The following is a 25,019-nucleotide window of genomic DNA, read 5'->3' on the forward strand; positions in this document are numbered from 1 at the left end:
CCTCCTATCTTCTACCTGCTTTCGCAATTCATCGCGATGCCCGCCGGAGTAATCAGGAACGGATAATGGGGTTTGATCGTCTGAATTCCCGTTTCCTTCTCAAACACCTTTTCAATATCCGTCATGCAGCAGGTCCCTCCGCAGAGGTAGATTGCCTGTGTATCGTCTTTTTTAATGTACTTGTTGACAATCGCCGCCATTTTTTCAAGAACGGCCTTGATCACCGGAAAAATTTCACGGTGGCGGGCGTAATCCAGCTTGATCTGCTCGGCTTCTTCAAAGGGAATGTGCATATTCCCCGCCAGAACCAGCGTCAGATGGGTTCCCCCCGTCGGTTCGTCCTCGATGTCGGCCACCTTGCCGTCCTTGAAGATGGCAAGCCCGGTCGTCCCGCCGCCGATATCCACGACAACGCCGTCGCTGATCTGAAAAACGGAATTTGCCGCCGTCGGCTCATCCAGTACATTGACCACTTCCAGCCCCGCGCCCTCCGCCACATAAATGTGGGTTTTGGTGCTGGACTGGGTCCCCGCGGGCATGGCGATCGCGCAGTGGGCAAGCTCCCTGCCCAGACGTTCCTCGAGCTTCGCTTTCAGCTCCTTGACGATGCGCTGCGCTCCGAGATAATCCACGACAACGCCGTCCCTCAGGACGCGCGCCGCCTTTTTTTCACACGCGACAGGATTGTTTTCTTCGTCCAGAACGACGAGGACGATGTACGCGGTACCGAGGTCGACGCCGACCTTCAGTTTATTGCCGATAGGCTGAAAGGTTTTGGTCTCGGACTCCTCCACCCGCGCCATATAGCTGTCCACTCTGTCTAAATCCATCATATACAGGCCGCCTTTCCGCTTTTTCATGCTTCTCATTTAAAACGCTCTTGCCGGTCAGACTCCTGAAACAATCAACATCACGCAGCGGAACAGGTTTCCTTTGCGGTTGGGGGCCGCAGCCTAACCGAACGCCGCGGCCCCCAACGGATTCTATCTGTGATTTGTTTGCCGGTGAGACTAATCCCGCTTCAGCATATTTTAAATTCCGTGTTGGGTTGTCATTTATAATCCTTTGGAAAAATCCCTGATGTGGAACGCGTCCGACAAAACACATCTGCGTTTTCTGCAGAAGGATTTCGCGCTGGTCAGGCCCTCGCCGGTCGGCCCCGCGATGGTAAAGGTGGTGTGGCCCTCGCCGCCCACTCCGATGCCCGCGTAGGACGGGGCGTTCTTGACAAAGATGGTGGTCTGCAAAAGCTTTGCCATCTTGGTCAGCTTATCGACATTTTTGGAGTGCATCATGGCGGTGTGGCGGTTGCCTCTTTCCGCGATGAGGGCAAGGTCGATCGCTTCGTCTACGTTTCTCGTCCGGACGACCGGCAGAATCGGCATCATCAGCTCCTCCATCACGAACGGATGGTCCTTCGGTGTTTCCATGATGATGACCTTGACCTCCGGCCCGGCCTGAATCCCGATTTTATCCAGGATATAAGCGGCGCTCTTGCCGACAAAGGATGTTTTGGGCCCGCCGCCCTCCTTTCTGACCAGATCGGCAAGTTTTTGGATCACGGCGGGATCGGTAAGCTGATAGGCGCCGTTTTCTCTCATGTTGCGGATCAGCTCGTCGGTGATCTGATCGACCGCAATGACCTCTTTCTCCGCGATGCAGGGGAGGTTGTTGTCAAAGCTGCAGCCGTTGACGATATCGATTGCCGCCTTTTTGATGTCCGCGGTTTCGTCGACCACGACGGGCGGATTTCCCGCGCCGGCGCCGATGGCCTTTTTCCCGGTGGACATGACGAGCTTGACGATTCCCGGGCCGCCCGTCGCGACCAGCATCCTGATTTTCGGATGCTTCATCATGACGTTGGTATTTTCAATGGATGGCTCCATGACGGTAACGATCAGGTTCTTCGGCGCGCCGGCTTCTTCCAGCGCCCTGTTGATCATGGTGACCAGCCTGATGGTAACATCCTTTGCCCTCGGGTGCGGGCTGAACACAATCGAATTTCCCGCCGCAAGCATCCCTATGGAATTGCAGATAATGGTTTCCGTCGGGTTGGTCGCGGGCGTAATTGCGCCGATGACCCCGAACGGGCAATATTCCACGAGGGTAAGGCCGTCGTCTCCGGACAGGGCCGTTGTTTCCAAATCCTCAATGCCGGGTGATTTTTCCGCGGCCAGCCTGTTTTTGATCAATTTGTGGGGGTAATTTCCCATTCCGGTTTCTTCCACGGCCAGCCGGGAGATCAGCTCCAGATTCTCCTGTTTCAGAACCACGTCCCGCAGAGTCTGGACATATTTCTGCCTTTCGGCCATGGAACAGAACAAGTACTGCTTCTGGGCGGCGTCACAGGCGTCGATCGCCTCTTCCATGGTATTGAAAATCCCGTAGGAACCGCCTTTTTCTTCCTTTTTTATTTCGGGAGCGGCGGTTGTTTCCGTTTTGCCCGCGTTCATTTCGTTCAGTACCTGTTTGACCATTTTTTCAATTAAATTCGCATCTATATCCATCGATTTTCCACCCCTTATTCATCAATAGCACAATATAGGACATCTGCCCTGCTCCATCCGCTTATGCGCGAGGGTCCGGCGCTTTGATCTTCCGCAGAATGACGAAGTCGTCATTCTTTAACGCGCACGCGTTTGCCTCATCCAAATCCACATGCATTTCCAGCGAGGATTTCTCGGAAACCCGCACAAGGACATTTCCAAGAACGCATCTGCGCTCCCCGCAGGTCTCCACTTCCACGATCTCCTTATCCTTTACGCCCATTTTCGCCGCCTGCTCGGGGGTCATATGAACGTGCCTGAGCGCCACAATGGTGCCGCAGGGCAGCGTAATGCTCCCTTTCGGCCCAATCAGCTCCAGTCCCGGCGTATGGTCCAGCCTGCCCGATTCCCGGATCGGGGCCCTGACCCCCAGACGGAACCCGTCGGCCAGGGAAATTTCTACCTGGCTCTCTTTTCTCAGGGGCCCTAAAATACGCACATTCTGAAATTCACCTTTCGGTCCGCGGATATTGACCGTTTCCTTTGCCGCAAACTGACCGGGCTGTTTCAGCGTTTTCATATGCGTCAGCTGGTAACCCGGACCGAATAATTTTTCCAGATCGCTTTGGTTCAGATGCACATGGCGGTTTGACACGCCGACCGGAATTTTACAGTTTTCCAGATTCTGAATCTTTTCAACGACCAGTTTTGCAATTGTTTCAAGGACATCCGTTTGCATCTCTGTATCAGCCACCTTCTGCTTGATCTGCCGGTTCCTGTTCAATCCCGGTCTGCCGGACTTCGATTGATTTGGTTGGGCGGAACGTATTTCCTCATAGGGGAAGCCTCCTTTGGAAAGATTGTTTACAAAAATAGAAATCGACTCTTCGGTCAATTACAAATCAGCCTTGCGGCCGATTGAATTGCTTTTTCCTGCAGCTGCTGCACTTTGTCAAGCTTTTCCCACTGGAAATCCTGGTCCTCCCGGCCAAAATGCCCGTACGCCGCGGTCTTTAAAAACTGCGGTTTCCGGAGCTTCAGCTGCTCCAAAATATCGGCTACGGAAAAGGAGAAAGTCTCCTCGACTGCGGAATCAATATATTTCTTCTTGATCCGCTCCGTACCGAACGTGTTGATGGTGACGGCAACGGGATCGGCCATGCCGATCGCGTAGGCCAGCGCCACTTCGCATCTTCTGGCCAGCTTTGCCGCGACGATGTTTTTCGCCGCGTAGCGGGCCATATAGGCCGCCGAACGGTCCACCTTTGTCGGGTCCTTCCCGGAAAAGGCGCCGCCGCCGTGCTTGCCGACCCCACCGTAGGTGTCGACCATGATCTTGCGGCCGGTCAGCCCTACGTCCGCCGCCGGGCCGCCGATGACGAAGCGGCCGGTCTGATTAATGTAGATTTTGGTCTCGCTGTTCATCCATTTGGGGTCTACCTCGCTTTGGATGACTTTATGTAAAATGGTGTTGTAGACGGTTTCATGGCCGACGTCCGCCTCATGCTGCGCGGACACGACAATCCCGGTAAGGCAGAGGGGCTCCCCCTTTGCACTGTATTTCATGGTCACCTGGCTTTTCCCGTCCGGGTACAGCCAAGGAACGGTTCCGTCCTTTCGGACCTGCGCAAGCTTCATGACCAGCCGGTGCGCCAGATCGATGGTTACCGGCATGTAGTGCTCCGTTTCGTCGCACGCGTAGCCGTACATCATCCCCTGATCCCCCGCGCCGAAAACTTTTTTTCCGCAGGAGTCTGCAGTCCGTGAAGAATCCACTCCCCGGGCGATATCCGGCGACTGGGAAGTAATGTTGGTCAGAATGACGGCGTTTTGGCAGTCAAAGCCGGTACAGGCACGCGTGTAGCCGATCTTTTTCACAATTTCCCTTGCGACGCCGGGAACGTCCACCTTTGCTTCGGACGTTACCTCGCCCGCAATCATAATCGTGCCGGGTGAAATCATGGTCTCCACGGCTACCCGGGACTCCGGGTCCTCCGCCAGATACGCATCCAATATCCCATCTGAAATCTGATCGCATATTTTGTCCGGATGCCCTTCCGTGACAGATTCCGATGTTACCAAATACTCATCCATTCTCTCTTCCCTACCTTGATTTCAAAGCGTTGTCCTGTTCCAGAGCCAGCGATTTTTTATACTGGAACACGGTCACATGCTCATATTTTTTAAAGACCTTGCTGAAATAGCTGCTCTCGTTATAGCCAAGGCGGAACGCGACGTCGATAATGTTCAGGTCGGTAAAGGAAAAATACCCTTTTGCGATGGTCAGCTTCCGCATATGCAGATATTCAATGACGCTTACTCCCATCTGCTGCATAAAGATGCGGCTCAGGTACCCCTGACTGATATTGCAGTGGTCCACAATCTGGTTCAGGCCGATATCCTTTTTGATGTTTTCATCGATGTAGCGGAACACGGATTCCAGCACCTTGTACTTTTTAATGCTGACCTGCTGGAAAATGTAATTCATGACATTGAACAGCCAGAATTCCAGGCTCTTTTTTTCGGAGAGCAGAACCTCCGTCATCGGGAACAGCTCTTCGCATTTTATCTGCTCCTCATTCAGCCAGTCCAGCATGCTCATCAGGCTCTGTCCCAGCTTCATAAACGTGGCTTTCAGCTGTTCGGGGTCACTGCCCGTATCGGAGTAAATTTCATTCACAATCTGCGGAATCCGGTAGTACATTTTTTTGAAATCTTTTTCTTTAAGGATGGAGAAAAGGGAGTCCGTCTGCTTTCCGTATTTTTTATGAGATTCCGAATAGCCGTCGAGCAGGCTCTTAATAAGGGCCCCGGTAACCGGCTTTGAAATATATTCCCGGACCTCCGCTTTCAAAGCCTCGCGTGCAAACTCGAAATTGTTATAGGCGGAAACAATATAGATCGTAATGTTGTGGTTGCTCGTATAAATCTGTTTGCTCGCTTCGATCCCGGAGATCCCCGGCATCATAATATCCATAAATACAATATCGATTTTTTCCGTTTTGCAAACCTCTACGGCGTCCTCTCCATTGGCAACAGTGCGCACGACAGTAAAGCCACTCACGTCGGACACCATGATCCGCATGGCTTCTCTCATCAGTTCTTCATCATCAGCAATCATTACCCGATACATTTACAGTACCTTTTCATCAAAGTTTTTTGGATATTTAATCAGACACTTTGTTCCGCTTTTCTCGCTGTATTGCATAACAACGTCGTACTGCGGGCCAAAGGAACTGACCAGCCTCTGTCTGATACTGGAGATCCCCGTTTCTATGGTATCTCCTTCGTAACCGCCTTCTTTATACGATTTGAACCTCTGCGAAATTTTTTCCTCGTTCAGTCCCAGACCGCTGTCCTCTATGGAAATAGCCACGTCGCTGTCCCTATAAGAAACCGAAATCCGTACGGTGCCGCCTTCCCGCTTTTGGTCAATCCCGTAAAAAACCGCCTTTTCCACAAAGGGAAGAACGATAAATTTCGGAATCCGCTGCATATGTATATTTTCCGCAATGCCAATGGAATAGTTCAGTCGCTCTCCCAGCCGGACCTTCTGTATTTTCAGATACCGTTCAATATTTTCCATTTCATCCGCTACGGAGATGGAATTTTGGGTATTGATAAGATTATACCGTAAGAACTCCGCGAACAGCGTCACCATTTCATTGGTCTTCGGGGCCTTTTCAATGACCGCCAGATTGGAAATGGAGTTCAGACACCGGAATAAAAAGGAGGGGTTCATCTGCGACTGCAGCGCGGTCAGCTCGGCGTTCTTAAGGCTGTACTCCAGTTCCATTCTTTTTCGCTTCTCACTCAGGTTTTCCATTTCCTTGTTTAAAGTTTCCTTGAGCATCAGCCTGGACAGTTCCTTTTCGCCAAGCTGGTTGACAATCAGAGAAATCATGTCCGCTATATTGACAAACTGTTCGTAGGACATTTCCTGTATTTTATTGAACAGGTTGCTCTTGCTGACTTTATAATCCTCCGCGTGGTGCATCACGGTTTCCAGCCTGCATACATTCGTAGGGGCGTCGTTGCACCGGATTTGCCCCCCGATAAAGCCTCCGAGGTAGTGCCCCCGGACGATAATCGGAATGGCGACCTCCATCAGCCCGCAGGGACAGAAATACACCGAGGTTTTCTGTGTCACCGCGGCCTGGATCGCGCCGAACGCATCAGAGGACCAGCAAAGGCGTTTTTCTCCTTCATTCCTCCTGATTTCTTGACAGAATTCGGTGAAAGAGGTCATTTCCGTGACCGGTTCGCCCTTAAAATCCACCGTGACAAACGCCAGACCCGTCGCTTTGGAAATCTTTTCCTGGATATCTTCTAACTTCTCTTTCCCAAAAAGATGGTTGATATCGAAATTATTGAACACACTGTCTTCATCCTGCACCAAATCTTTAATTTTGGTATTTAAGAACTCATCCATGAAAGCAACCTCCTAAATCAAGAATATACTACTCTAATATACCACACTGCCCATATTATATAATATATTCTTTGACTTTGGGGATTTTTAGTGTATTTTTTTCAATAATGTTTCGACATCCTGCTCTGTTATTCCCCTTGGGTTCATCGGAGTACATCCGTCCTGCACCGCATTTTGGGCCACATAATGGACATATTGGTCGAAATTCTCCTGCGACACGCCGCACTCGCTGAGGGTAAGCGGCATATTCATCAGCTTCTTCAGGGAGGTGATGCACGCGAGAAGGACCGCTACGGCAAGCTTGGGGTCGGCGCTTCTTTCCACCATCCCCGTCCGGTAGGCCATCTGCGCATATTTGGCCGCGACCCGGTCGTCCAGGCTGTTAAACAGAATCACTTCATTGAGCAGAAGGGCGTTTGCAAGCCCGTGCGCGATATGAAAGGTTCCCCCCACCTGATGCGCGATGCTGTGGCTCATGCCAAGTCCCGCGATGCTGAACGCGATGCCCGCGAGGCTGGAAGCCAAAAGCATTTCCACCCTTGCCTGCTCGTCGCCGCCGTGGCGGTAGCACTGCAGGAGCGATCTCATAATCAGCTCCACGGCTTTTTCGGCCATTGCGTCCGTATAAACGCTGGCGCCCTTCGCCACATAGGCCTCCATCGCGTGGGTCATGACGTCCATGCCGGTATTCGCCGTAATTTCCGGCGGAAGCGACAGCGTCAGCTTTGCGTCGAGAATCGCTTCGTCGGGATAGATGCTGTCGTCGAAAAAGATATGTTTTTTCTTGGTTTCGTGGTCCACCACGACCGTTGCGGCCGTTACCTCCGAGCCCGTTCCGCTTGTGGTCGGAATCGCGATCAGCGGCACGCCGGCGGCTATCTTCATCTCCCGCGCAAAATAGAGGATTCCCTTCGCGGTGTCGATGGCGGAGCCTCCCCCGAACGCGATCATGACCTCGGGCCGGAACTGCTTGAAAATCGCGACCCCTTTCCCGATAACGGTCAGGGGCGTATCGGGCAGAACCCCGTTAAACAGCTTTACCTCGTTGCTGTTATCGATGACTTCCAGCACTTTCCGGATGCTCCCGTTTTCAATCAGGAACCGGTCGCAGATAATCCAGATTCTTTTTCCCGTGATGGCCGCGAGATGTTCCAGCGAGTTTTCCCCGTAATAAATTTTGGTTCTCAGATAGATACGTTCCAATTTCATCCCCGCTTTCTAACGAATGGTAAAGGCGTCCATCAGCGTGCATCTTCTCCTTCTTGCGAAATGTCTTGCGGTCGTGGTTCCTTCCCCGGTGATTGTCGCAATGGTAAAGCTGGTGTCACCCTCCCCTTTGTAGCCGATCCCGGCCAGGGAAGAGCCGTTTTTCACGAAGACGGAGGTCTGCATTTTCTTTGCCGCCCGGTTCAGCCGCTCAATGGATTGGGAGTGGATGGTCGCGGTGTGGCGGAACCCCTGTTCGATTTCAAAGGCGGTTTCCAGCGCTTCGTCGAAGTCGGCCACCCTGACAAGGGGGACGACCGGCATCAGCATTTCCAGCGTGACAAACGGATGATGCTGAATGGTGTCGACCACGATCAGCCGGACGGTTTCACTGCAGGGAATTTTGGCCGCCTTTAAAATTTCATTGGCGCTTTTGCCCTCAAACGCTTTGTTGATACCCATGTCCTGTGTGACGGTCACGGAGGTCAGCTTCAGCATTTCTTCCTCGTTATGGATATAGTAAACGTTGTTTTTCTTAAGCTCTTCCACAAATTCATCCGCGGCGGCCGCGACGACGACGATGCTCTTTTCCGAGATGCACATGACGTTGTTGTCAAAGGAAGCGCCCTCGACGATATCCCTTGCCGCCTGCTTCAGATCGGCCGTTTCGTCGACGATGGCGGTCGGATTCCCCGGCCCCGCGCCGATCACTTTTTTGCCGCTGGCAAGCGCCTCTCTCAGAACGCCGCTGCCGCCCGTAGTCACCACCATGGAGATATCGGGGTGCGTCATCAGCTCGCGGGTCACCGCCATGGAGGTATCCCCCAGCGTGACGACCAGATTGTCGATGCCGCAGGTGTCACGGATGGCGACGTTGATCATTTCCGTTACGAACTGGGAAACCTTGATGGCTCTGGGGTGCGGGACATGCACGACGGCATTGCCCGCGGCCAGCAGGCCGATGGTATTGTTAATGAGTGTGGCGCACGGATTGGTGCAGGGATGCACGGCGCAGACGACGCCGTAGGAGGACAGTTCATACAGGGTCATCCCGCTGTCTCCCGTTTTCACCTCGGTGATCAAATCCTCCACGCCGGGCGTTTTCCGGATGGCCAGAAGGAGCTTTTTGACCTTATCCTCGACATTGCCCATTCCGGTTTCTTCCGCCGCCATTTCAGCGATCATATTCACCAGCGGCAAAAGCTCTTCTTTGATCGCGTCGATGACTTCCTGACGTTCATTCAGCGTAAACCTGGAATACTGGGCGTAGGCCCCCTGGGCTACCGCAACAGCATCATTCACCGAACGGAAGACCCCGCTTCTCACCGTATCGCTGCAGGTCAGGTATTTCTTAACCAATTCTCCAATTTGTGCAGTATTCATCTTAACCTCTCTTTCGCCCGATTCCGCAGGCTTTCAGTTAATAAATTCAGGATATGACACTGCCTGTTTCTTGGCCTTGTTTGTAAATCAAAAATCGACGGATTTTCGAACACAAAGTGTCTTACCCGCCTACGGCGCCCACGACCGCAGCTTATTCCATACAGGTTTCTGTACACCTCGTTTTGAATACGCTTCAAAGGAACCTTATGCGAAACGTGCATGCAGGCTCAGCCTGCCCGTATGCCGAGCATTTTTGACGCGGTCAGACGCAATTTTAGCCGAATAAGACAAGACTCTTGATTTTACAAGCAAAGCCTAAATATCCATCGTATCGATAATGCCTACAATGGCCATGTCAACGGAGACATTATGCTTTTGAACACGCACGGCCGACCCGGAGCAGACCAGGACATACTCCCCGATGCCCGCCCCCACATAATCGGCGGCAACCTCTTCGGAGCCGATGTTGCGCTTCTGGGAATCGATTTTCTGAATAATCATCAGCTTAAAGCCGACCAGGGACTCTTCCTTCCGCGTCGCAACAACATTGCCCACCACTTTTGCCATATAAATGGTAATCACAATCCTTTCCTGACCTTAGTTCCTAAGGATTATTTCTCTTTTTTGGCCCTTGGCTTTCTGGGCGGCTGTTTGGATGTCCCCTTTTCTTTCACTACCGTGTTCCTGGGGCCGGTGCTTCCCGCTGCCGTGGATTTTCTCGTTCCCGTTCTGCCGGACGGTTTGGCTTTGACTTCCGGCTGGGAAACAGCCGGTTCCTTCCCTGGGGAAACAGCAGGCAGGTCCTGCGGTTTTTCTTCCTCCGCCGGGAATTTGGCGGGGGCTTTCCTCTCCGTTTTTGCTTCCGTCTGAATCGTCTCCGGCACCGGCGCGGGGATTTCCTTTGCCGGGACAACCGCTTCCGGTCCGGGCAGAGGGGCTGATTCCACGGGCAAAACCGTTTCCGGCTCCGTCAGGACGGCTTCCTGTGCGGGCTCCGGCGGAACAGTTTCTTCCGTTTGCGGTGCCGTGGGGGGCTCCTGAACAGGTTCTTCCGGCTTCTCTTCCGGGATTTCCGGCGCTGCAGGAACTTCCGGCTCTGGCTCCGGTTCGGGCTCCGGCGGCTTCGGCGCGGGAGGTTCCGGCTGATCCGGCGGCGTTTTTTCATCCTCTTTTTTCTCAGTCTGACAAAATACTCTTTCAACGCTGTCCGCAGGTCTGGGAATCACTTTGGAAGAAATATAGTGCTGGAAGGTCTCGCCGACTTGCTTGCCCGCGCTGACGGCGGCGTTTACGGCTGCCACATCGCCCGTGATCTTCACGGTAATCCAGCCGTGCCCTCTTGCTTTTTCGATCTGGATAATCGTCACATTCGCTGTTTTCACCATGGTGTCCGCTACTAAAACGGCCGTTGCCAGTCCCCGTATTTCTATTAACCCCAATGCGTTTTTCATTTTGTCACCTTACTTCTTTTTTTCTTCTGAAAATATATAAAATGTAAACAAAATCAAATTTCGTTACCTGATTTTCCACTTTTCAAATTTACTGTCTGACGATTTCAATGCCCAGCCGGGACGCTTTCTCCTTCGCCAGAGCGGTCAGAAGATCACCCGGGCGCAGCACGATCCGTCCTTCCTGCGTAAACCTGTCGATATCGCCTTCCGTAATCACTTTGTGCCCGCTTCCCGCGCGCGGCGTGGGCTGGACCCGTGTGATCCCGGGATTTCTTGGAACCGGTTCTCCGTCAAAAAGTTCCTCTTTGATTTCAATGCCGTACTGAGCGATGATTTTGTAATATTCCCGTATTCTGGCGGCATACGCCGCGGGTTCCTTCCCCGTAAGCGGTTCCAGACCCGATTTCAGCAGCACGATTTTCTGGCCGTTCGCCATGCAGCTCTGTACCCATTTTGTCTCGAAGGTATCGCCGATGCACAGCGCGGTTTTGACTACAAGCTCTCTCGGAGCGGCCGGGAAAACGGTCGTGCCGTCCGGCAGCTTTGCCAGATCGGCTTCCTCCTGCCTGAGGACAGTGCCGCAGCCTTGGCATTCCCTGAGCTTTTTCATGTGATAGTCGTTTGTCATGGAAGGGGGAACCACCGTAACGACCCGGTATTCGCGCCGGTCCTTCAGCTTTTCAAAAAAGGAACGGTATTCCTCTCTCCATCCTTCGGTAAGGATGACATACAGTTTCTGTCCGGGTACGGAGGAATTGGGCAGCAAATTTTCAGCCTGCATTTTCTGTATCACTTTTAAGATAATCTGATACAGATTGTTTTCATTGATTTCCACGGTACCCCTCCTTTGCTTTCCAAAGCTTTTGATCCGGACTAATGAAAAGGCGGTCATGATAGGAAGGAATCAGGGAAGAGCTTTCCCCGACCCTTCCGTACCATTAACGCCCTACACCGTCACGTGTGGAAGAAGAATTGAGTGGTGATGAATTAATCCATATGAGGGATAATCTTCTCAGTGTCCGAATGAGGACGGGGAATGACGTGGATGGAGACCACTTCGCCGACCATTTTGGCGGAAGCCGCTCCGGCGTCCGTCGCGGCCTTGACGGCCCCGACGTCTCCGCGTACCATAACCGTTACCAATCCGGAACCGATCTTTTCGTAGCCGACCAGGGTGACGTTCGCCGCCTTGACCATGGCATCGGCTGCTTCAATTGCCGGTACGAGTCCATGTGTTTCGATCATACCCAGTGCATCAGAGTTCATGTGTAAACCTCCTTCATTGTAGCGTTAGTGTTAAATATATGGATGAGTGGTTGATTTTGGCTCGGAGCCCAACGCGCCAAGCAGCTTCAGACCGACATCTCTGGCCGCCCTGACCGCCTGCCGTACGGCGCCGGAATCTCCCGTAAAGATCAGGATCACTTCGTTCGAGTAGCTGGTTCCGCCGTTGCCCGGAGAGCTGTAGCAGACCACGTCCACACTCGCCGCCTTGACGGCCACATCCGCCAGAACCGTGCCGATCGCGGCAGGACCCGCGCAGGTCATGCCGAACGCTTTCCCCAGAGGGGATCCGAACGCCTTTTCAAGGCACTGGCTGGCTCTTGCCGAATACTGGAATTCCAGATGTCCGGCATCGTTCCCGTAAACATCGCCGAAGTATTTCGGAAGGCTGGCCAGGGCGATTTCCACCGCTCTTCTCGCGTCCGAAACATCCTCCGCTCCGATATAGATCAAATCGCCGTGACCGGCCCCGCCCTTCGTATCCCGGGGCAGCTCGATCGTGATCACTTCCGTATTGGTTGCTTTGACGGCGTCATCCACCGCCATAATCTGCGGGCCTGCCCCCGTTCTGCCGCCGATAATCCCGATTGAACGGTATTTACCGAGCTTCATCACGTCGACAAGCATCGGGTCCACGCTGGCGATGACCAATCCGATCGTATCGCCTACAGAGGTACCCACAAATTCTGTCACTCCCAGTGAACTGCAAGGTGTACCGGTTTCCGCTGCTTTTTCCTCAGGTTTTATTTTCAGTTCATCGGCAACCTGCTGCACTACCTTATTGATTAATTGCTGGTCCATTGCCTATCCTCCGTTTCATTAAATTTTTTAACCACCAATAATACATTCGAAGCCCTGCTCTTCAACCACGGTTTTTAGTGCCTGTATCTTATCAGGAGTCAGTGTCTTCACGTCCTTCATCAGATAGTCCCTGCCCAAAAGCTCGTATTTGTTTTCCCCGTAGGTGTGATACGGCAGCAAATGGATTGTCTTGATATTGTGTAATGTTTTCGCGAACCTGCTGATTGCGAGAATGTCCTCTTCCGTGGCGTTTACCCCGGGGATGGTGGGGACCCGGATCACTGTCTGGGTGATTTCGGATACCCTGACGGCGTTTCGCAGAATGAGCTCGTTGCTTACCCCCGTGTATTTTTTATGCACCTCAGGATTCATTGATTTGATATCCATCAGGGCCAAATCCACATAGGGAAGCACCTTCTCGATCGCTTCGCCGGCCGCATACGCAGTCGTTTCGATTGCCGTATGCCATCCCTGTTCTTTGGAGGCCCTGAGCAGTTCCATTGTAAAATCGGACTGCACCAGGGGCTCCCCTCCTGAAACGGTGATTCCGCCGCCGGAGCGCCGGTAGGTCGTCGCGTCCTTTCTCAGCTCCAGCACCACCTGCTGCACGGTCATTGCGGCGCCTTTCAGCACCAGCGCGCCCGTGGGGCAGACATTGGCGCATTCTCCGCATCCAATACAGAGCTCCCGGTTGATCAGGCCCTTGTTGTTTGGATCGATCGCTCCCTGCCTGCAGGCTTTGATACATCTTCCACAATGAATACAACGCATTTTCTGATAAGTAATCACCGGTTTCAGCTTTTGGGATTCAGGATTACAGCACCATTGGCATGACAAAGGACATCCTTTTAAAAATACGATCGTGCGGATACCAGGACCATCATGTACGGAAAACCTCTGTATGTCGAAGACAAGTCCCGATGCGCTATAATTGATAGAATCCACCGCCTACAACTCCCTTAGTTACATTTCATCAGCGCAGGGAGCAATATCACCGCAATCAGAAGGTCTGCTCCGTACGGCTGATGATATCGTCCTGCACTTCTTTTGCCAGCACGACAAACTGTGCGCTGTATCCGGCAACGCGTACTACCAGGTCCTTATACTGGTCGGGGTTTTTCTGGGCGGCCAGCAGGGTATCCCTGTCAACAACGTTGAACTGCACATGCATGCCCTTGTGGTCGAAGTAGCTTCTGACAACGGAGGCGAAGTTTTGCAGCCCCGTGTCCCCTGCGAGCGCGGAGGGCAGGAATTTCTGGTTCAGCAGTGTTCCGTTCGACGCGATAAAGTGGTCCAGCTTGGCGACGGAATTCAGCGCCGCGGTGGGTCCCTTCACGTCCTTGCCCTGTCTGGGCGACACGCCGTCCGCCAAAGGCTGCTTTGCAAGTCTGCCGTCCGGCAGCGCGCCGACGTCTTTCCCGAACAGCACGTTGGCCGATACCGGGTATACGCCCGCCTGGAACTGGCCGCCGCGCGGATTGGTGTACTTCTGAACTTCCTCGCAGTAGATTCTGGCGATCTTGCGGGAAACCATATCGACTTCGTCAATATCGTTTCCGAAGCATTCCGTGTTGTCCATCAGCCGGAAAATATTCTCATAGTCGCCGCTGCAGGAGGAGGCTGCGCAGGTATCCTTTACGCCGCACATCTTCTGCAGGTCGGCCATATCGATATTGCTGGAATTGCCGAGGACCTTTCTGACGGCCTCATAGATCTTCTGCTCCGTAAGGGCATCCGCCGTGCTGCTGCAGGGATCCGCTCCGCCGGCTTTGGCGCCGACCGGGCGGCCGAAGTTCGCGTCCACAGCTTCTTTCAGCTGGGCAGCGGTGATGTCCCTGTCGCGGAACACGTGCTTATCCATCGCATAGACGGAGTCGCCGGAATCGGCGATACCAAACGCCTGCGGGCCGGTGAAGTTGTAAATGGCTCCGCCTTCCTGTACGGACTTGCCGCGCTTGATGCAGTCGTCAACCATAGCCGACTGGAACGGGAGCGGGCATCTTTCCGCATGGGCCAGGTCGACGCAGTTGTCGGCTTCCGCCAGATGCCGTACGAAATAAGTCATTTCCTTCTGGAAGGCGTCGTAGAACTCGTCGATGGATTTCCATTGGCTCATATCCGGGACGACCGGGCCGAGCTGTTTGTCGCCGGCCTTGCCGCCGTGGATGGTGATATCCAGAACCTTGGCGACATTGAAGAACGCGGCGTCGTGCCAGCCCTCGGTCTTGTGCGGGCACTGCGGCTCCACACAGCCGATGATGCAGTAGTTGCGGGCGTCTTCCAGGGATACGCCCCTGTTTTCGAGCGCCGGAATAATGACTTCGTCATTGTACATTGCGGGGAAGCCCAATCCGAGGCGGGCAACCTCGCACGCCCTGTAGAGGAATTCGTCCGGGGTTCCCTGCCACACGCGGATGGAGAAGGAAGGCGCCGGCAGCTTTGTGTGCGCGCACGCTTCCATCATCATGTAGGAAACGTCATTGGTGGCATCCAGCCCGTCCTCCGTCTGGCCGCCGGCGCCGATGTTCTGGAACACCGCGTAGCCTGCGAACGCCTGGGCGGAAACCTCGTCGCGGGTCTTGTTGACGTCGTTGAGCTTGATCCAGATGCAGTCGATCAGTTCCTGCGCGAACTCCTTCGAGATGTTCTTGTCCGCGGCAAGATACGGATACATATACTGGTCGAAGCGGCCGGGGGAAATGGAGTGTCCGCTGGACTCGATCTGCATCATGCTCTGGATAAACCAGAAGGACTGGCAGGCCTCGTAGAAATTGCGGGCGCCGTTTTCCGGCACTCTGTCGCAGTTGGCGGCGATCTGCAGAAGCTCGGCCTTTCTTGTGGCGTTTGTTTCCGAAGCGGCCAGCCTTCTGGCCTCATCGGCATATCTGTGGGCGAAATTGATGGCCGCGTTATAGGTAATGATCAAAGCGTTGTAGAACTGCTGCTTCTTTATGTAGCTGGGGTCCGACAGATCCATTTTCATCATGGCGTCGACCACTTCCGCAATGATCCCGCGGAAGCCTTTTTCCAGAATCTTGCCATAATCCACGCAGACATGGCCTACGCCGCCGTAGAAGTAATTTCCTACCGTGAATACGCCCGCCGCCTGGCAGTCCCTTGTTTCCTGGGACATGTAGGAAGAAGCGAGCTCGCTCGTCGTCTTCCCCGGCCAGTACTTGAAGGCCTCGTGCAGCTCCTGGGCGGTCTCCTTCGGAATCACGAACGGGTCCGCCACTCTTGTGGCCATGGTGTCGAATTCCTTCTCGACCCAGTCAAAGGAAAATTCGGGGCAGATTTCCGTTGAGCGGGGATGCTTGGTGATGGCGCCGACGATCAGCTCGTCGTCACGGATGGTAATGGGAAGATTGCCGAAGATCTTCTCGTCCGCCTTGGCGCGTCTCATAATCGGGGGAAGTCCTTCCGTTTCCTTATAAGACTCCGTAACCAGAACCGCTCTCTCCGACTCAACATAAGGGGTTGCGTCCAAAATCATTCTCTTTAGCTTTTCAACCCTTGCCGTTGGTTTGGAAAATCCTTTTTCTATCACTTTAAATACCTCCTTAAAAAAATTTGATCGACGAATTTTTTGAACACCGAAATCCGATTTCTTGTTTGATTATATACCCGCGTCTGCTTGACCGCACAATACTATCCAGACTCAAAAAATGTAAAATTGAAACCAAAACGCTTTTCAAAATACATTTTATGAAATATACATAAAATTTTCGGTATTTTATCGTCCGCAAGGCCTTTCTTATTTTACAGAAAAATCTTTTCTTCCTAAAAATCCGACATTTAAGAGGAAAACGAAATTCCAAGCAAACCGACAAAATCCCTCAGGATAGCCGTATTTCCAGGCCACGCGGGCGAGGTCACCAGATTGGCGTCCGCAACCGATTCGTCCGCCTGCTTTTCGATATAAATCCCCCCCGCCATTTCCACTTCCGGCCGGACCGCCGGGTACGCCGTCAGCCTTCTGCCCCGCACCACGTCCGCCGCGGTCAGAAGCTGGACCCCGTGGCAGATGGCTGCCACCGGCCTGCTCAGCTTCATAAAATACCGTACAATGTCCAGCACCTCGTCGTTCAGCCGCAGATACTCCGGGGACCGCCCTCCCGTCAGATAGAGCCCCGCGTATTCCTCGATCTGCAGGCCGGCGAAGGTGGCGTTGAGCACAAACCGGTGCCCCGGCTTTTCCGTGTAGGTCTGGTCGCCCTCAAAGTCATGGATGGCCGTTTTGATGGATTCCCCGGCCTTTTTGCCCGGGCACGCCACCTCGGCGTGAAGCCCGAATATGCCCAAGGCCTGAAAAGGAACCATCACCTCGTAGTCCTCTGTAAAGTCCCCCGCCAGAATCAGTATTTTTTTCTGCATTTTGTCCATATTTTTCTCCTCCTGACCCACAGGTAAAATCAAGACTGATTTCCTGCAAAATTAAGACCTTCTTCCCACGGCAGAACGTCGCCGGGTTCCCTCAGATGGTTTAAAATGTCCGGGATGCCTTCCCCCGTTACGGAGCTGACGTGAAAGACCGTTTTGCAACCCGCAAGCCTCAGCCAGCTTTCCGCCAGATCGGGCCTCGCGCCCTCGGTGTCGATCTGCGTGACGATCCCGATCACCTCTCTGGTCGCCCCCGCCACGATGTTGGGGCTGTACAGCGAGTAATTCTCCCTGGCGTTCAGCAGCATGCCCACCACGTCCGCCTCATAGGAATAAATAATCAGCGCCCGCGCCAGCTCCCTGTTCTCCGCGTACTCGCCGGGCGTGTCGATGATGACGTCGTAACGGTTGACATACTGCGTTTTATGGTACCGTATTTTTTCTCCCCTGAGCGCCTGCGTCAGGGTTGTCTTTCCGCAGCCGGTCCTGCCCACCAGCATGATTTTTTTCATCCCGCGCCTACGCTTTCGTCAGATTGCACACGGTAAAGCCCATGACGTTTTCCGCGTAATCCAGGACGGCCTCCAGCGCGGTGGTCACGTCCGATATTTTCCCGGTAATAATCAGCGTGCCGCTGAACCGGTCTATAAAGCCGATATCGATGCCGGATTTTTTCAGGGCGATGTCCGCGGCGATAATGGAGGTTTCGCTGGGGGACATGGTCAGAATGCCGATCGCCGCCTTGGCATAGTCGATTCTGGGGTCCAGTCCCAGTTTTTGATAGATCACCGTATTGGGGCTCGCGATCACATGCGCCATGGTAATCTGCTTGCCCGGTACAATCTCCTGTACGATCCGCATCAGCTTGCCGTTGGATTGCTCCAAATCAACCAGTTTCACAAAAATCCTTCTTTTCAAACGAAAATGGAAATCCTATTAATATATACTATCATGGAGCAAAATGTATCCATAACACAAAACAAACCAATTCCCAGTAAATTTAAAAGGTGCCGGGTTTTGCAAAGGCTCCCCCGCCGTTTTACAAGAACAGCAAATCAGCGCGGCCGGAAAGAGGCAAAAGGTCTTGCGCGGCAGAAAAGCGGGGCCGTTTCAGCATCACGCCGAAACGGCCCCGCGGAAGCTTCCGTTTATTTTACGTCTTTGATCGCCTGCTCGGCAAAAGAGGTATTGATCAGCTTGTCGTACGGTACCGTTTGTTTCAGCTCGCCGGCCTGGGTCATAACCTCCTGCAGAAGGGAGAATTCTTCCTGCTTTAAAATCGGATTGGGGCTCCACGCCTCGATATCCTTATAGTTCTTCGCGACCGTGGTCAGCAGCTTGACGTCCGAATCCGGGAAGGAGGGCGCGATTGCCTTCGCGATTTCCTCCGGGGTGTGCGAGTAGACCCATTTCTGTCCCCTGTAGACCGCTCTCGTAAAGCGGGCGATCAGGTCCGAATTCTTTTCGATATAGCTCTTTTTGGCACAGTAGCCCGTGTAGGGAATCTCCCCGCTTTCCTTGCCGATGGAAGCGACGATGTATCCTTTTCCCTGCGCTACGATCTGGGAAGCCGCCGGTTCAAACATCGTCACATAGTCCCCTGTGCCGTTGGTGAACGCCGGCCCCATCAGCGCATACTGGATGCTGTCGTCCAGCTTGGTGTCCTTCTGCGGGTCCAGCCCGTTTTTGCGGATAACATACTGCAGGGTCATGTACGGCACGCCGCCCTTTCTGCCGGGAAGCACTACCTTGCCCCGGATCTTATCCCAGGTAAAATTCGGGTCCGGCTCGCGTCCGAGCAGGAAAGAACCGTCGCGCTGCGTTACCAGCGCAAAAATCTCCGCGCTGTCCGCCTTTCCTTCGTTGTAAACATAGATGGCGGCCTCCGGCCCGGCCAGGCCGATGTCGGCGTTGTTGGACAGGACCGTCGACATTACCTTATCGGTTCCCTCCGCAGTGGCCAGTTCAAGGTCAATTCCTTCCTCGGCGAAAAAGCCGAGGTTGATTGCCGCGTACTGCGGCGCGTAGAAAACGGAGTGAGTCACTTCGCATACCCTTACTTTTACCTTCTCCTTATTTTCCGTCGCGGCCTTCCCGCATCCCGCGACCGCTGCCAGCATGACTGCAAGGCAGAGTGCTGCGGCGGACCATTTCAACACCTTCTTCATACTCTTGACCCCTTTCGTAAACTGTATTCGGGGAAACTCCCCTTTCCTATCGAATAATCTGCTTTGTACCAGATTACGGTATTCTTTTAATGGCCGTACCAGTTCAGGACCAGCTTTTCCAGAAGCGCCACCGCCTCATACATCACGGCCGCAACAACGGAGAGAATAATCACGCTGGCCATCACAAGATCCAGCTTGAAAACCTGGCCGCCGTAGACGATCAGATAGCCCAGCCCGGCCTTTGACACAAGGAATTCGCCGGCAATAACGCCCACCAGGGAAAGTCCGATATTGATTTTCAAAGAATTGAATAAAGTGGAAATATTGTAGGGAAAGACCACTTTCGTAAAAATCTGCCCTTTGTTGGCGCCGAAGGTCGCGGCCATCCGGATATATTCGTTATCGGTATGGCGGAATCCGTTGAGCATTTCCAGCACGGTGACAATCAGCGAAATGGCCAGCGCCATAAAAACAATGGCTCTCGTCCCCGCGCCGACGATCACAATGATCACCGGGCCGAGCGCGATTTTCGGCAGGCTGTTCAAAACCACCAGATACGGTTCGCTCACCTTGGACGCAAAGCTGCTCCACCACAGGGCAATCGCCAAAAGGGTGCCGAAAACGACCCCCAGCAGAAAACCGATCAGTGTTTCATAAACCGTTACGCCCATGTGCAGGAACAGGTCGTTCTGCGCCATGTTCAGAAAGGTCTGCCAGATGCGGGACGGCTGGCTCAGAATAAAGCTGTCGATCCAGCCCAGCCTTGCGGTGATTTCCCATTGGGCAATAAAAATGACCAGAACGGCGATCTGACAGAAGCGGATCATCTGCTTCCTGCGTTTTTTTTTCTTCAGGTATTTTGTACGCTCTTGAGAAAGGACAGGTTTATTCATCGGCTGACAGCTCTTTCCATATATGATCGAAATACACTCTGAATTTTGGGTTGTTTCTGCAGCTCAGAGGCGTTCTGTTTTCGTCCTCAAAATCGACTTCAAGGATTTCCTTTACCCGGGCGGGCCGGGCGCTCAGAACCATGATCTTATCGCCCATGCTGATGCTTTCGGGAATGTCGTGCGTCACCATGACGGTCGTAACCTTTTCCTTTTTTAAAATCCGGTAGACGTCGTCGGTTACAGTCAGCCGCGTCTGGTAATCCAGCGCGGAAAAAGCCTCATCCAGCAATAAAATATCGGGATTGATCGCCAAAGTGCGGATCAGCGCCACTCTTTGCCGCATTCCTCCCGACAGCTGCGCCGGATATTTATCCCGGAACTCATAGAGCCCGTAGGTTTTTAAAAGCTGGACCGCCCTTTCCCTGTTTTCGGGGGAGAGCATCTTCCTTACCTCCAGGCCGAACAGTACATTTCTGTAAATGGTCCGCCAGTCCAGCAGATTGTCGCGCTGAAGCATATACCCGATGTGGGGAGAAGTCCCCACGATTTTTTCTCCGTTTACAAACACTTCGCCGGCAGTCGGTTTCAACAGGCCGGCGATAATTGAAAGCAAGGTGGACTTTCCGCAGCCGCTTGGCCCGACAATGCTGACAAATTCTCCTTTTTCCACAACAAAGCTGATATTGTCCAGAGCGGTTATTTCTCCGTTTTCCGCCTGATAAGTCGCTTCTATATTCTGAACCCGGAGTACGTCCAACGGTATCACCTCATCTTTGCGTTCATTTTTTCAAGGGACATGTGCGCAGTAAAAATAGTTCGCCTTTGGTATAAAATATGTAAAATAGAGAGATTTGTGAAAATACATCTGCCCGCGCGTCCTCATAAAACGAAGAATTTCTCTTCCGTTTTTTATGCTCCCGGAAAAAACGACGTCGAAAGAAAGCGCTTTCTGCCGAAGGAGCGGGGGAAATATCCGGTTGAAAAAAATGAAATCCGTGTTACTATAATAACGTACCTTTTGCCGGACTCCCGTCCGGCAAGATCGGAAGAGAGGACTTTTATGATTTATCTTGACTACGCGGCCAACACACCGGCCTGCGAAGAAGCCCTGCGGACGTTCTGCGACGTGACGCGGGAGTATATTGCGAACCCGAACTCGCCCCACCCGCTCGGGCTGGCGGCAAAGGAACGGCTGGACAGGGCGACGGAGGAGATCGCCGGCATCCTGCACGTAAAAGCGGAGGAAATCATCTATACCTCCGGCGCAAGCGAGTCCAACAACCTTGCCGTGAAAGGCGCCGCCGGACAGTATCAGGCATACGGCAAACACATTATTACCACATGGCTGGAACACTCTTCGGTAAACGGGGCGATGGCGGCCCTGCAGAACCGCGGCTTTGAGATCGAATATGTGGACATCGATGAAAACGGCCTTGTGGACCTGGAGCATTTGAAAGAGCTTCTGCGGGACGACACCATTCTGGTCTCCGTCTGCTATGTGGACAGTGAAATCGGAATCCGCCAGCAGATCGGCCAAATCGCCGAAGTCCTGTCCGGCTATCCCCGCTGCCTGTTCCATGTGGACGCCACGCAGGCGGCGGGAAAAATTCCCCTGGAAATAGAAAACGTGGACCTAATGACCTTTGCGCCCCACAAATTTTACGGGCTGAACGGCTGCGGCGTACTGGTGAAAAAGGGAAACGTGCTGCTGGAGCCGCAGATTCACGGCGGGACAAGCACCACCCCGTTCCGCAGCGGCACTCCCGCGCTGGGCCTGATCGCCTCCACGGCGCAGGCGCTCAAAACGGCGGTGGAAAACAGGGAGGAACGCTACGAAACGGTGTCGGGCATGAACCGGCAGCTGCGGGACGCTTTCAAAAAATACCCCAGGGTCCGCGTCAACAGCACAAAGGAATCCGTCCCGTTCATCCTGAATATCAGTATTGCGGGAGCGAAGGCGGAGCAGTTTCAGTCGGCGCTGGCCGGGCGGGGCATCTGCCTTTCCACCAAATCGGCCTGCTGCGCGGCAAACACCCCTTCCCGCCCGGTCTACGCGCTGACAAAGGACCGGCGCGCGGCGCTCTCGACCCTGCGCATCAGCCTGAGCCACCTGACCACGCAGGAGGAAATCGGGGCTTTTTTGAGGGCCTTTGACGAATGTTACCGGCAATTTGTAAAATAGAGGGACAATATGGAAAAATATCAACAGGTGGAAACCAGTATCATCAAAAAATACCGCAGGGCAATCTGGATTCCGTTCATCGCGGCCATTAAGGACTACCGTCTGATTCAGCCGGGCGACCGGATCGCGGTGTGCATATCCGGAGGAAAAGACTCCATGCTGATGGCGAAATGCGTCCAGCATTTACAGAAGTACAGCGATTTCCCGTTCGAGGCGGAATATCTGGTGATGGACCCGGGCTACAATCAGGGAAACCGGCAGCGGATCGTCGACAACGCCGAAGCGCTCCGGATTCCGATTCAAATTTTTGAGACAAAAATCTTCGATATCGTGGCAAAAACGGAGCAGTCTCCCTGCTACCTGTGCGCCAAAATGCGCAGAGGGCACCTGTATCAGCAGGCGCAGGAGCTGGGCTGCAACAAAATCGCGCTGGGGCACCATTTTGACGACGTCATCGAAACGATTCTGATGAGCATGCTGTACGGCGCGGAAATCAAAACCATGATGCCCAAGCTGCACAGCACCAATTTCGCCGGGATGGAGCTGATCCGCCCGCTGTACAGGGTCAAGGAGGCCGACATCCTTGCCTGGCGGCGCTACAACGACCTTCAGTTCATCCAGTGCGCCTGCCGGTTTACGGAAAACTGCGTGCTGGGCGACAACGGCGGCGCTTCCAAGCGGCAGGAGATGAAAGAGCTGATCAAAAAATTCCGGAGGACCAGCCCGAACATCGACAAAAATATCTTCCACAGCATTCACAACGTCAATCTGGAAACGGTCATTGGCTACCGCAGGGGCGGCGAGCAGCACAGCTTTCTGGACGATTACGACGGCGAGGGCTGAAACAAAAACAGACGCGGGCTTCGGGCGGTCCTTTCGGACTCCGGGGCCTGCGCCTGATCTGTTATAAACGGTTCTAATCGATTTTGCTTTCCACCTGTGATTTTAAGGCGCTCGCTATTTTCATCAAAAACGGCGGCAGCGCCACGCCGATATCGGATATGTTTTCCAGAATGCTGATGACCTCGTTGCAGATCAGCCACACCGCGGCAAGCGACGCGACAGCAAAGCCGAAATGCAGCTCCGTTCCGGCCCGCTGCGCCGCATACGCAAGCAGGCAGTCCAGAATTGCGCCCACCGCCACCAGAAGCCACATGCTTATCTTTTTCGCAATCCCGCGAAAGCTTTTGTAGCTGCTGATCTTCTGGTCGCGGAATTTCGCCGCGGCCAGGCCGGTAGCATAGTCAATGACGTTTACCGCCGCGAGCAGCAGCACCGGAACGGCCAGCACGCCCAGCCACGCGGACAGCGCGGCGAATATCGCGATCACGGCCGCTTTCCATTTTTCCATTTCTTATCCCCTCTCTACTGAATTTTGAACTTGAAGCGCCGCAGGGACTTTTCGCCGGATACGGAGGTGTAGATCCCCGTCTCCTGTCCGGACTGTCCCACGGCCACCACCGCAAACAGCTGAATGTTCCCGGTACGGGGGAACGGCACGATGGCCGCGACCCCGCCCGTCCCGGCGGTAAGAGTCACCGGCTGGGGGGATGTGGTTTTTACAACATAGTACGTCCCGTGTGCGTAGGAAATATCCATCGTGGTATCGATCTCCACAATGGTACTGACCTGCACCGGATAACCGTTATAGCCCCCGGCGGGGATGATGGCCGGATAATTCTGAAAGGACTCATCCGTGTCCACTTTTCCGCCGATGCCCGGAACCGTCCCCGTCGAGCCGGTCTGCCGGATGGCGCAGGGGTAATCCGGCTCCCCGCTGTAATCGGCGAGCCACACGTCGTAGGCCTTTAAAGTAGCCGCGCTGAATCTGCCGGACCGGATGAAATCATTGTTCGTATAAAGCGCGGCATACCATCCGTCCGCCTTCATCCGCTCCAGAAACGCGCGGCCCATGCCGTCGATCTGAGCATTGTCCGGATTGACGCCCTGTTCGTTTGCGTAGCGGATCGAATCGTACTCGTAATCAAACGCGATCGGAAAGTCCAGCTTCCCTTTATAGGACGCAAGGACCTTCTTACAGACCTCCGCCTCGGTCTGAGCGTCCGCCGCGGACACCGCGTAACTGAACCAGTATGCGCCGGCATGCAGACTGTGGGAAAGCGCACCCCGGACATTCTCTTCAAATTTTGGGTCCTTCTGGCTGATCCGGTTTCCGTATCCGGCGCGGACCATTACAAATTCGACTCCGGAAGCCGCCACCCTGCCCCAGTCAATGACACCGTTATGCTTGCTGACATCGATACCCCTCATGGCTGCCCTCCATTCAAATCACTCTATATCACAGTAATATTCAGGATAAAATGGCACTGTTCAGGCTAATTTTTGAAATGTT

Annotated in this window: 25 protein-coding genes; 2 read left to right on the plus strand and 23 right to left on the minus strand. The window is 53.7% G+C overall.

Features of this window, described 5'->3' with window-relative positions; genetic code table 11:
• Nucleotides 1-11: 11 nt before the first annotated feature.
• The 21 genes from eutJ to ACRQV7_RS11960 form a co-directional block, all read right to left on the minus strand.
• Nucleotides 12-833 carry an ethanolamine utilization protein EutJ gene (gene eutJ / locus ACRQV7_RS11860; RefSeq protein ID WP_444658302.1) on the minus strand — a complete coding sequence of 274 codons (822 nt, stop codon included), beginning with the start codon at nucleotides 831-833 and terminating at the stop codon, nucleotides 12-14.
• A gap of 222 nt (nucleotides 834-1,055) precedes the next feature.
• Nucleotides 1,056-2,507: an aldehyde dehydrogenase family protein gene (locus ACRQV7_RS11865; RefSeq protein WP_444658303.1), complete on the minus strand. Its 1,452-nt coding sequence runs from the start codon at nucleotides 2,505-2,507 to the stop codon at nucleotides 1,056-1,058.
• Between the two features lie 61 nt (nucleotides 2,508-2,568).
• Complete coding sequence (locus tag ACRQV7_RS11870; RefSeq protein ID WP_444660273.1) at nucleotides 2,569-3,225, minus strand: phosphate propanoyltransferase; 657 nt, start codon at nucleotides 3,223-3,225, stop codon at nucleotides 2,569-2,571.
• Between the two features lie 152 nt (nucleotides 3,226-3,377).
• Complete coding sequence (gene metK / locus ACRQV7_RS11875; protein ID WP_444658304.1) at nucleotides 3,378-4,580, minus strand: methionine adenosyltransferase; 1,203 nt, start codon at nucleotides 4,578-4,580, stop codon at nucleotides 3,378-3,380.
• A 10-nt stretch (nucleotides 4,581-4,590) separates the two neighbouring features.
• The gene (locus ACRQV7_RS11880; protein WP_275715429.1) at nucleotides 4,591-5,619 is read right to left on the minus strand and encodes a response regulator; all 1,029 of its coding nucleotides are present in this window, start codon (nucleotides 5,617-5,619) and stop codon (nucleotides 4,591-4,593) included.
• On the minus strand, nucleotides 5,620-6,918 hold the full coding sequence (locus ACRQV7_RS11885) for a sensor histidine kinase (RefSeq protein ID WP_275715428.1): 1,299 nt from the start codon (nucleotides 6,916-6,918) through the stop codon (nucleotides 5,620-5,622).
• 87 nt (nucleotides 6,919-7,005) lie between these two features.
• Nucleotides 7,006-8,127 carry a 1-propanol dehydrogenase PduQ gene (locus ACRQV7_RS11890; RefSeq protein WP_444658305.1) on the minus strand — a complete coding sequence of 374 codons (1,122 nt, stop codon included), beginning with the start codon at nucleotides 8,125-8,127 and terminating at the stop codon, nucleotides 7,006-7,008.
• Between the two features lie 9 nt (nucleotides 8,128-8,136).
• Nucleotides 8,137-9,507 (minus strand): aldehyde dehydrogenase family protein, encoded by a 1,371-nt coding sequence (locus tag ACRQV7_RS11895; RefSeq protein WP_275715424.1) that lies wholly within the window; start codon nucleotides 9,505-9,507, stop codon nucleotides 8,137-8,139.
• A gap of 315 nt (nucleotides 9,508-9,822) precedes the next feature.
• Entirely contained in the window at nucleotides 9,823-10,089 is a 267-nt protein-coding gene (locus ACRQV7_RS11900; protein WP_347562417.1) for a EutN/CcmL family microcompartment protein, read from the minus strand.
• Between the two features lie 29 nt (nucleotides 10,090-10,118).
• Nucleotides 10,119-10,958, minus strand: coding sequence for a BMC domain-containing protein (locus tag ACRQV7_RS11905; protein ID WP_444658306.1), 840 nt, complete (start codon nucleotides 10,956-10,958; stop codon nucleotides 10,119-10,121).
• Between the two features lie 88 nt (nucleotides 10,959-11,046).
• A complete protein-coding gene (locus ACRQV7_RS11910) occupies nucleotides 11,047-11,793 on the minus strand; it encodes a hypothetical protein (protein ID WP_444658307.1) in 747 nt (248 codons plus the stop codon).
• Nucleotides 11,794-11,945: 152 nt separating this feature from the next.
• Entirely contained in the window at nucleotides 11,946-12,224 is a 279-nt protein-coding gene (locus tag ACRQV7_RS11915) for a BMC domain-containing protein (protein WP_141825982.1), read from the minus strand.
• 30 nt (nucleotides 12,225-12,254) lie between these two features.
• Nucleotides 12,255-13,043 carry a propanediol utilization microcompartment protein PduB gene (pduB, locus tag ACRQV7_RS11920; RefSeq protein WP_141825983.1) on the minus strand — a complete coding sequence of 263 codons (789 nt, stop codon included), beginning with the start codon at nucleotides 13,041-13,043 and terminating at the stop codon, nucleotides 12,255-12,257.
• A gap of 27 nt (nucleotides 13,044-13,070) precedes the next feature.
• Entirely contained in the window at nucleotides 13,071-13,988 is a 918-nt protein-coding gene (locus ACRQV7_RS11925) for a glycyl-radical enzyme activating protein (RefSeq protein WP_275715421.1), read from the minus strand.
• Nucleotides 13,989-14,043: 55 nt separating this feature from the next.
• The gene (locus tag ACRQV7_RS11930) at nucleotides 14,044-16,590 is read right to left on the minus strand and encodes a glycyl radical protein (protein WP_444658308.1); all 2,547 of its coding nucleotides are present in this window, start codon (nucleotides 16,588-16,590) and stop codon (nucleotides 14,044-14,046) included.
• A 248-nt stretch (nucleotides 16,591-16,838) separates the two neighbouring features.
• Nucleotides 16,839-17,417: a DJ-1/PfpI family protein gene (locus ACRQV7_RS11935; RefSeq protein WP_275715569.1), complete on the minus strand. Its 579-nt coding sequence runs from the start codon at nucleotides 17,415-17,417 to the stop codon at nucleotides 16,839-16,841.
• A gap of 38 nt (nucleotides 17,418-17,455) precedes the next feature.
• The gene (locus tag ACRQV7_RS11940; RefSeq protein WP_038326300.1) at nucleotides 17,456-17,935 is read right to left on the minus strand and encodes a EutP/PduV family microcompartment system protein; all 480 of its coding nucleotides are present in this window, start codon (nucleotides 17,933-17,935) and stop codon (nucleotides 17,456-17,458) included.
• A 7-nt stretch (nucleotides 17,936-17,942) separates the two neighbouring features.
• Nucleotides 17,943-18,323, minus strand: a complete 381-nt coding sequence (locus ACRQV7_RS11945) for a BMC domain-containing protein (protein ID WP_275715419.1) — start codon at nucleotides 18,321-18,323, stop codon at nucleotides 17,943-17,945.
• A 248-nt stretch (nucleotides 18,324-18,571) separates the two neighbouring features.
• Complete coding sequence (locus tag ACRQV7_RS11950; protein ID WP_275715417.1) at nucleotides 18,572-19,591, minus strand: ABC transporter substrate-binding protein; 1,020 nt, start codon at nucleotides 19,589-19,591, stop codon at nucleotides 18,572-18,574.
• An 86-nt stretch (nucleotides 19,592-19,677) separates the two neighbouring features.
• Nucleotides 19,678-20,484: an ABC transporter permease gene (locus ACRQV7_RS11955; RefSeq protein ID WP_444658309.1), complete on the minus strand. Its 807-nt coding sequence runs from the start codon at nucleotides 20,482-20,484 to the stop codon at nucleotides 19,678-19,680.
• Nucleotides 20,477-21,241 (minus strand): ABC transporter ATP-binding protein, encoded by a 765-nt coding sequence (locus ACRQV7_RS11960; protein ID WP_275715415.1) that lies wholly within the window; start codon nucleotides 21,239-21,241, stop codon nucleotides 20,477-20,479. Before ACRQV7_RS11960 ends, ACRQV7_RS11955 begins: the two co-directional genes overlap by 8 nt.
• 303 nt (nucleotides 21,242-21,544) lie before the next feature.
• Between ACRQV7_RS11960 and ACRQV7_RS11965 the strand changes: the two genes are divergently transcribed.
• The gene (locus tag ACRQV7_RS11965; protein WP_444658310.1) at nucleotides 21,545-22,666 is read left to right on the plus strand and encodes a cysteine desulfurase family protein; all 1,122 of its coding nucleotides are present in this window, start codon (nucleotides 21,545-21,547) and stop codon (nucleotides 22,664-22,666) included.
• A gap of 9 nt (nucleotides 22,667-22,675) precedes the next feature.
• Nucleotides 22,676-23,509, plus strand: coding sequence for a tRNA 2-thiocytidine biosynthesis TtcA family protein (locus ACRQV7_RS11970; protein ID WP_444658311.1), 834 nt, complete (start codon nucleotides 22,676-22,678; stop codon nucleotides 23,507-23,509).
• 73 nt (nucleotides 23,510-23,582) lie between these two features.
• Here the strand turns inward: ACRQV7_RS11970 and ACRQV7_RS11975 are convergent, their stop codons facing one another.
• A complete protein-coding gene (locus tag ACRQV7_RS11975) occupies nucleotides 23,583-24,017 on the minus strand; it encodes a phage holin family protein (protein WP_038325429.1) in 435 nt (144 codons plus the stop codon).
• Between the two features lie 14 nt (nucleotides 24,018-24,031).
• Nucleotides 24,032-24,937: a glycoside hydrolase family 25 protein gene (locus tag ACRQV7_RS11980; protein WP_444658312.1), complete on the minus strand. Its 906-nt coding sequence runs from the start codon at nucleotides 24,935-24,937 to the stop codon at nucleotides 24,032-24,034.
• Nucleotides 24,938-25,019: the final 82 nt, after the last annotated feature.

This window comes from Caproiciproducens lactatisolvens (assembly GCF_052443335.1).
Taxonomy (GTDB): Bacteria; Bacillota; Clostridia; order Oscillospirales; family Acutalibacteraceae; genus Caproiciproducens.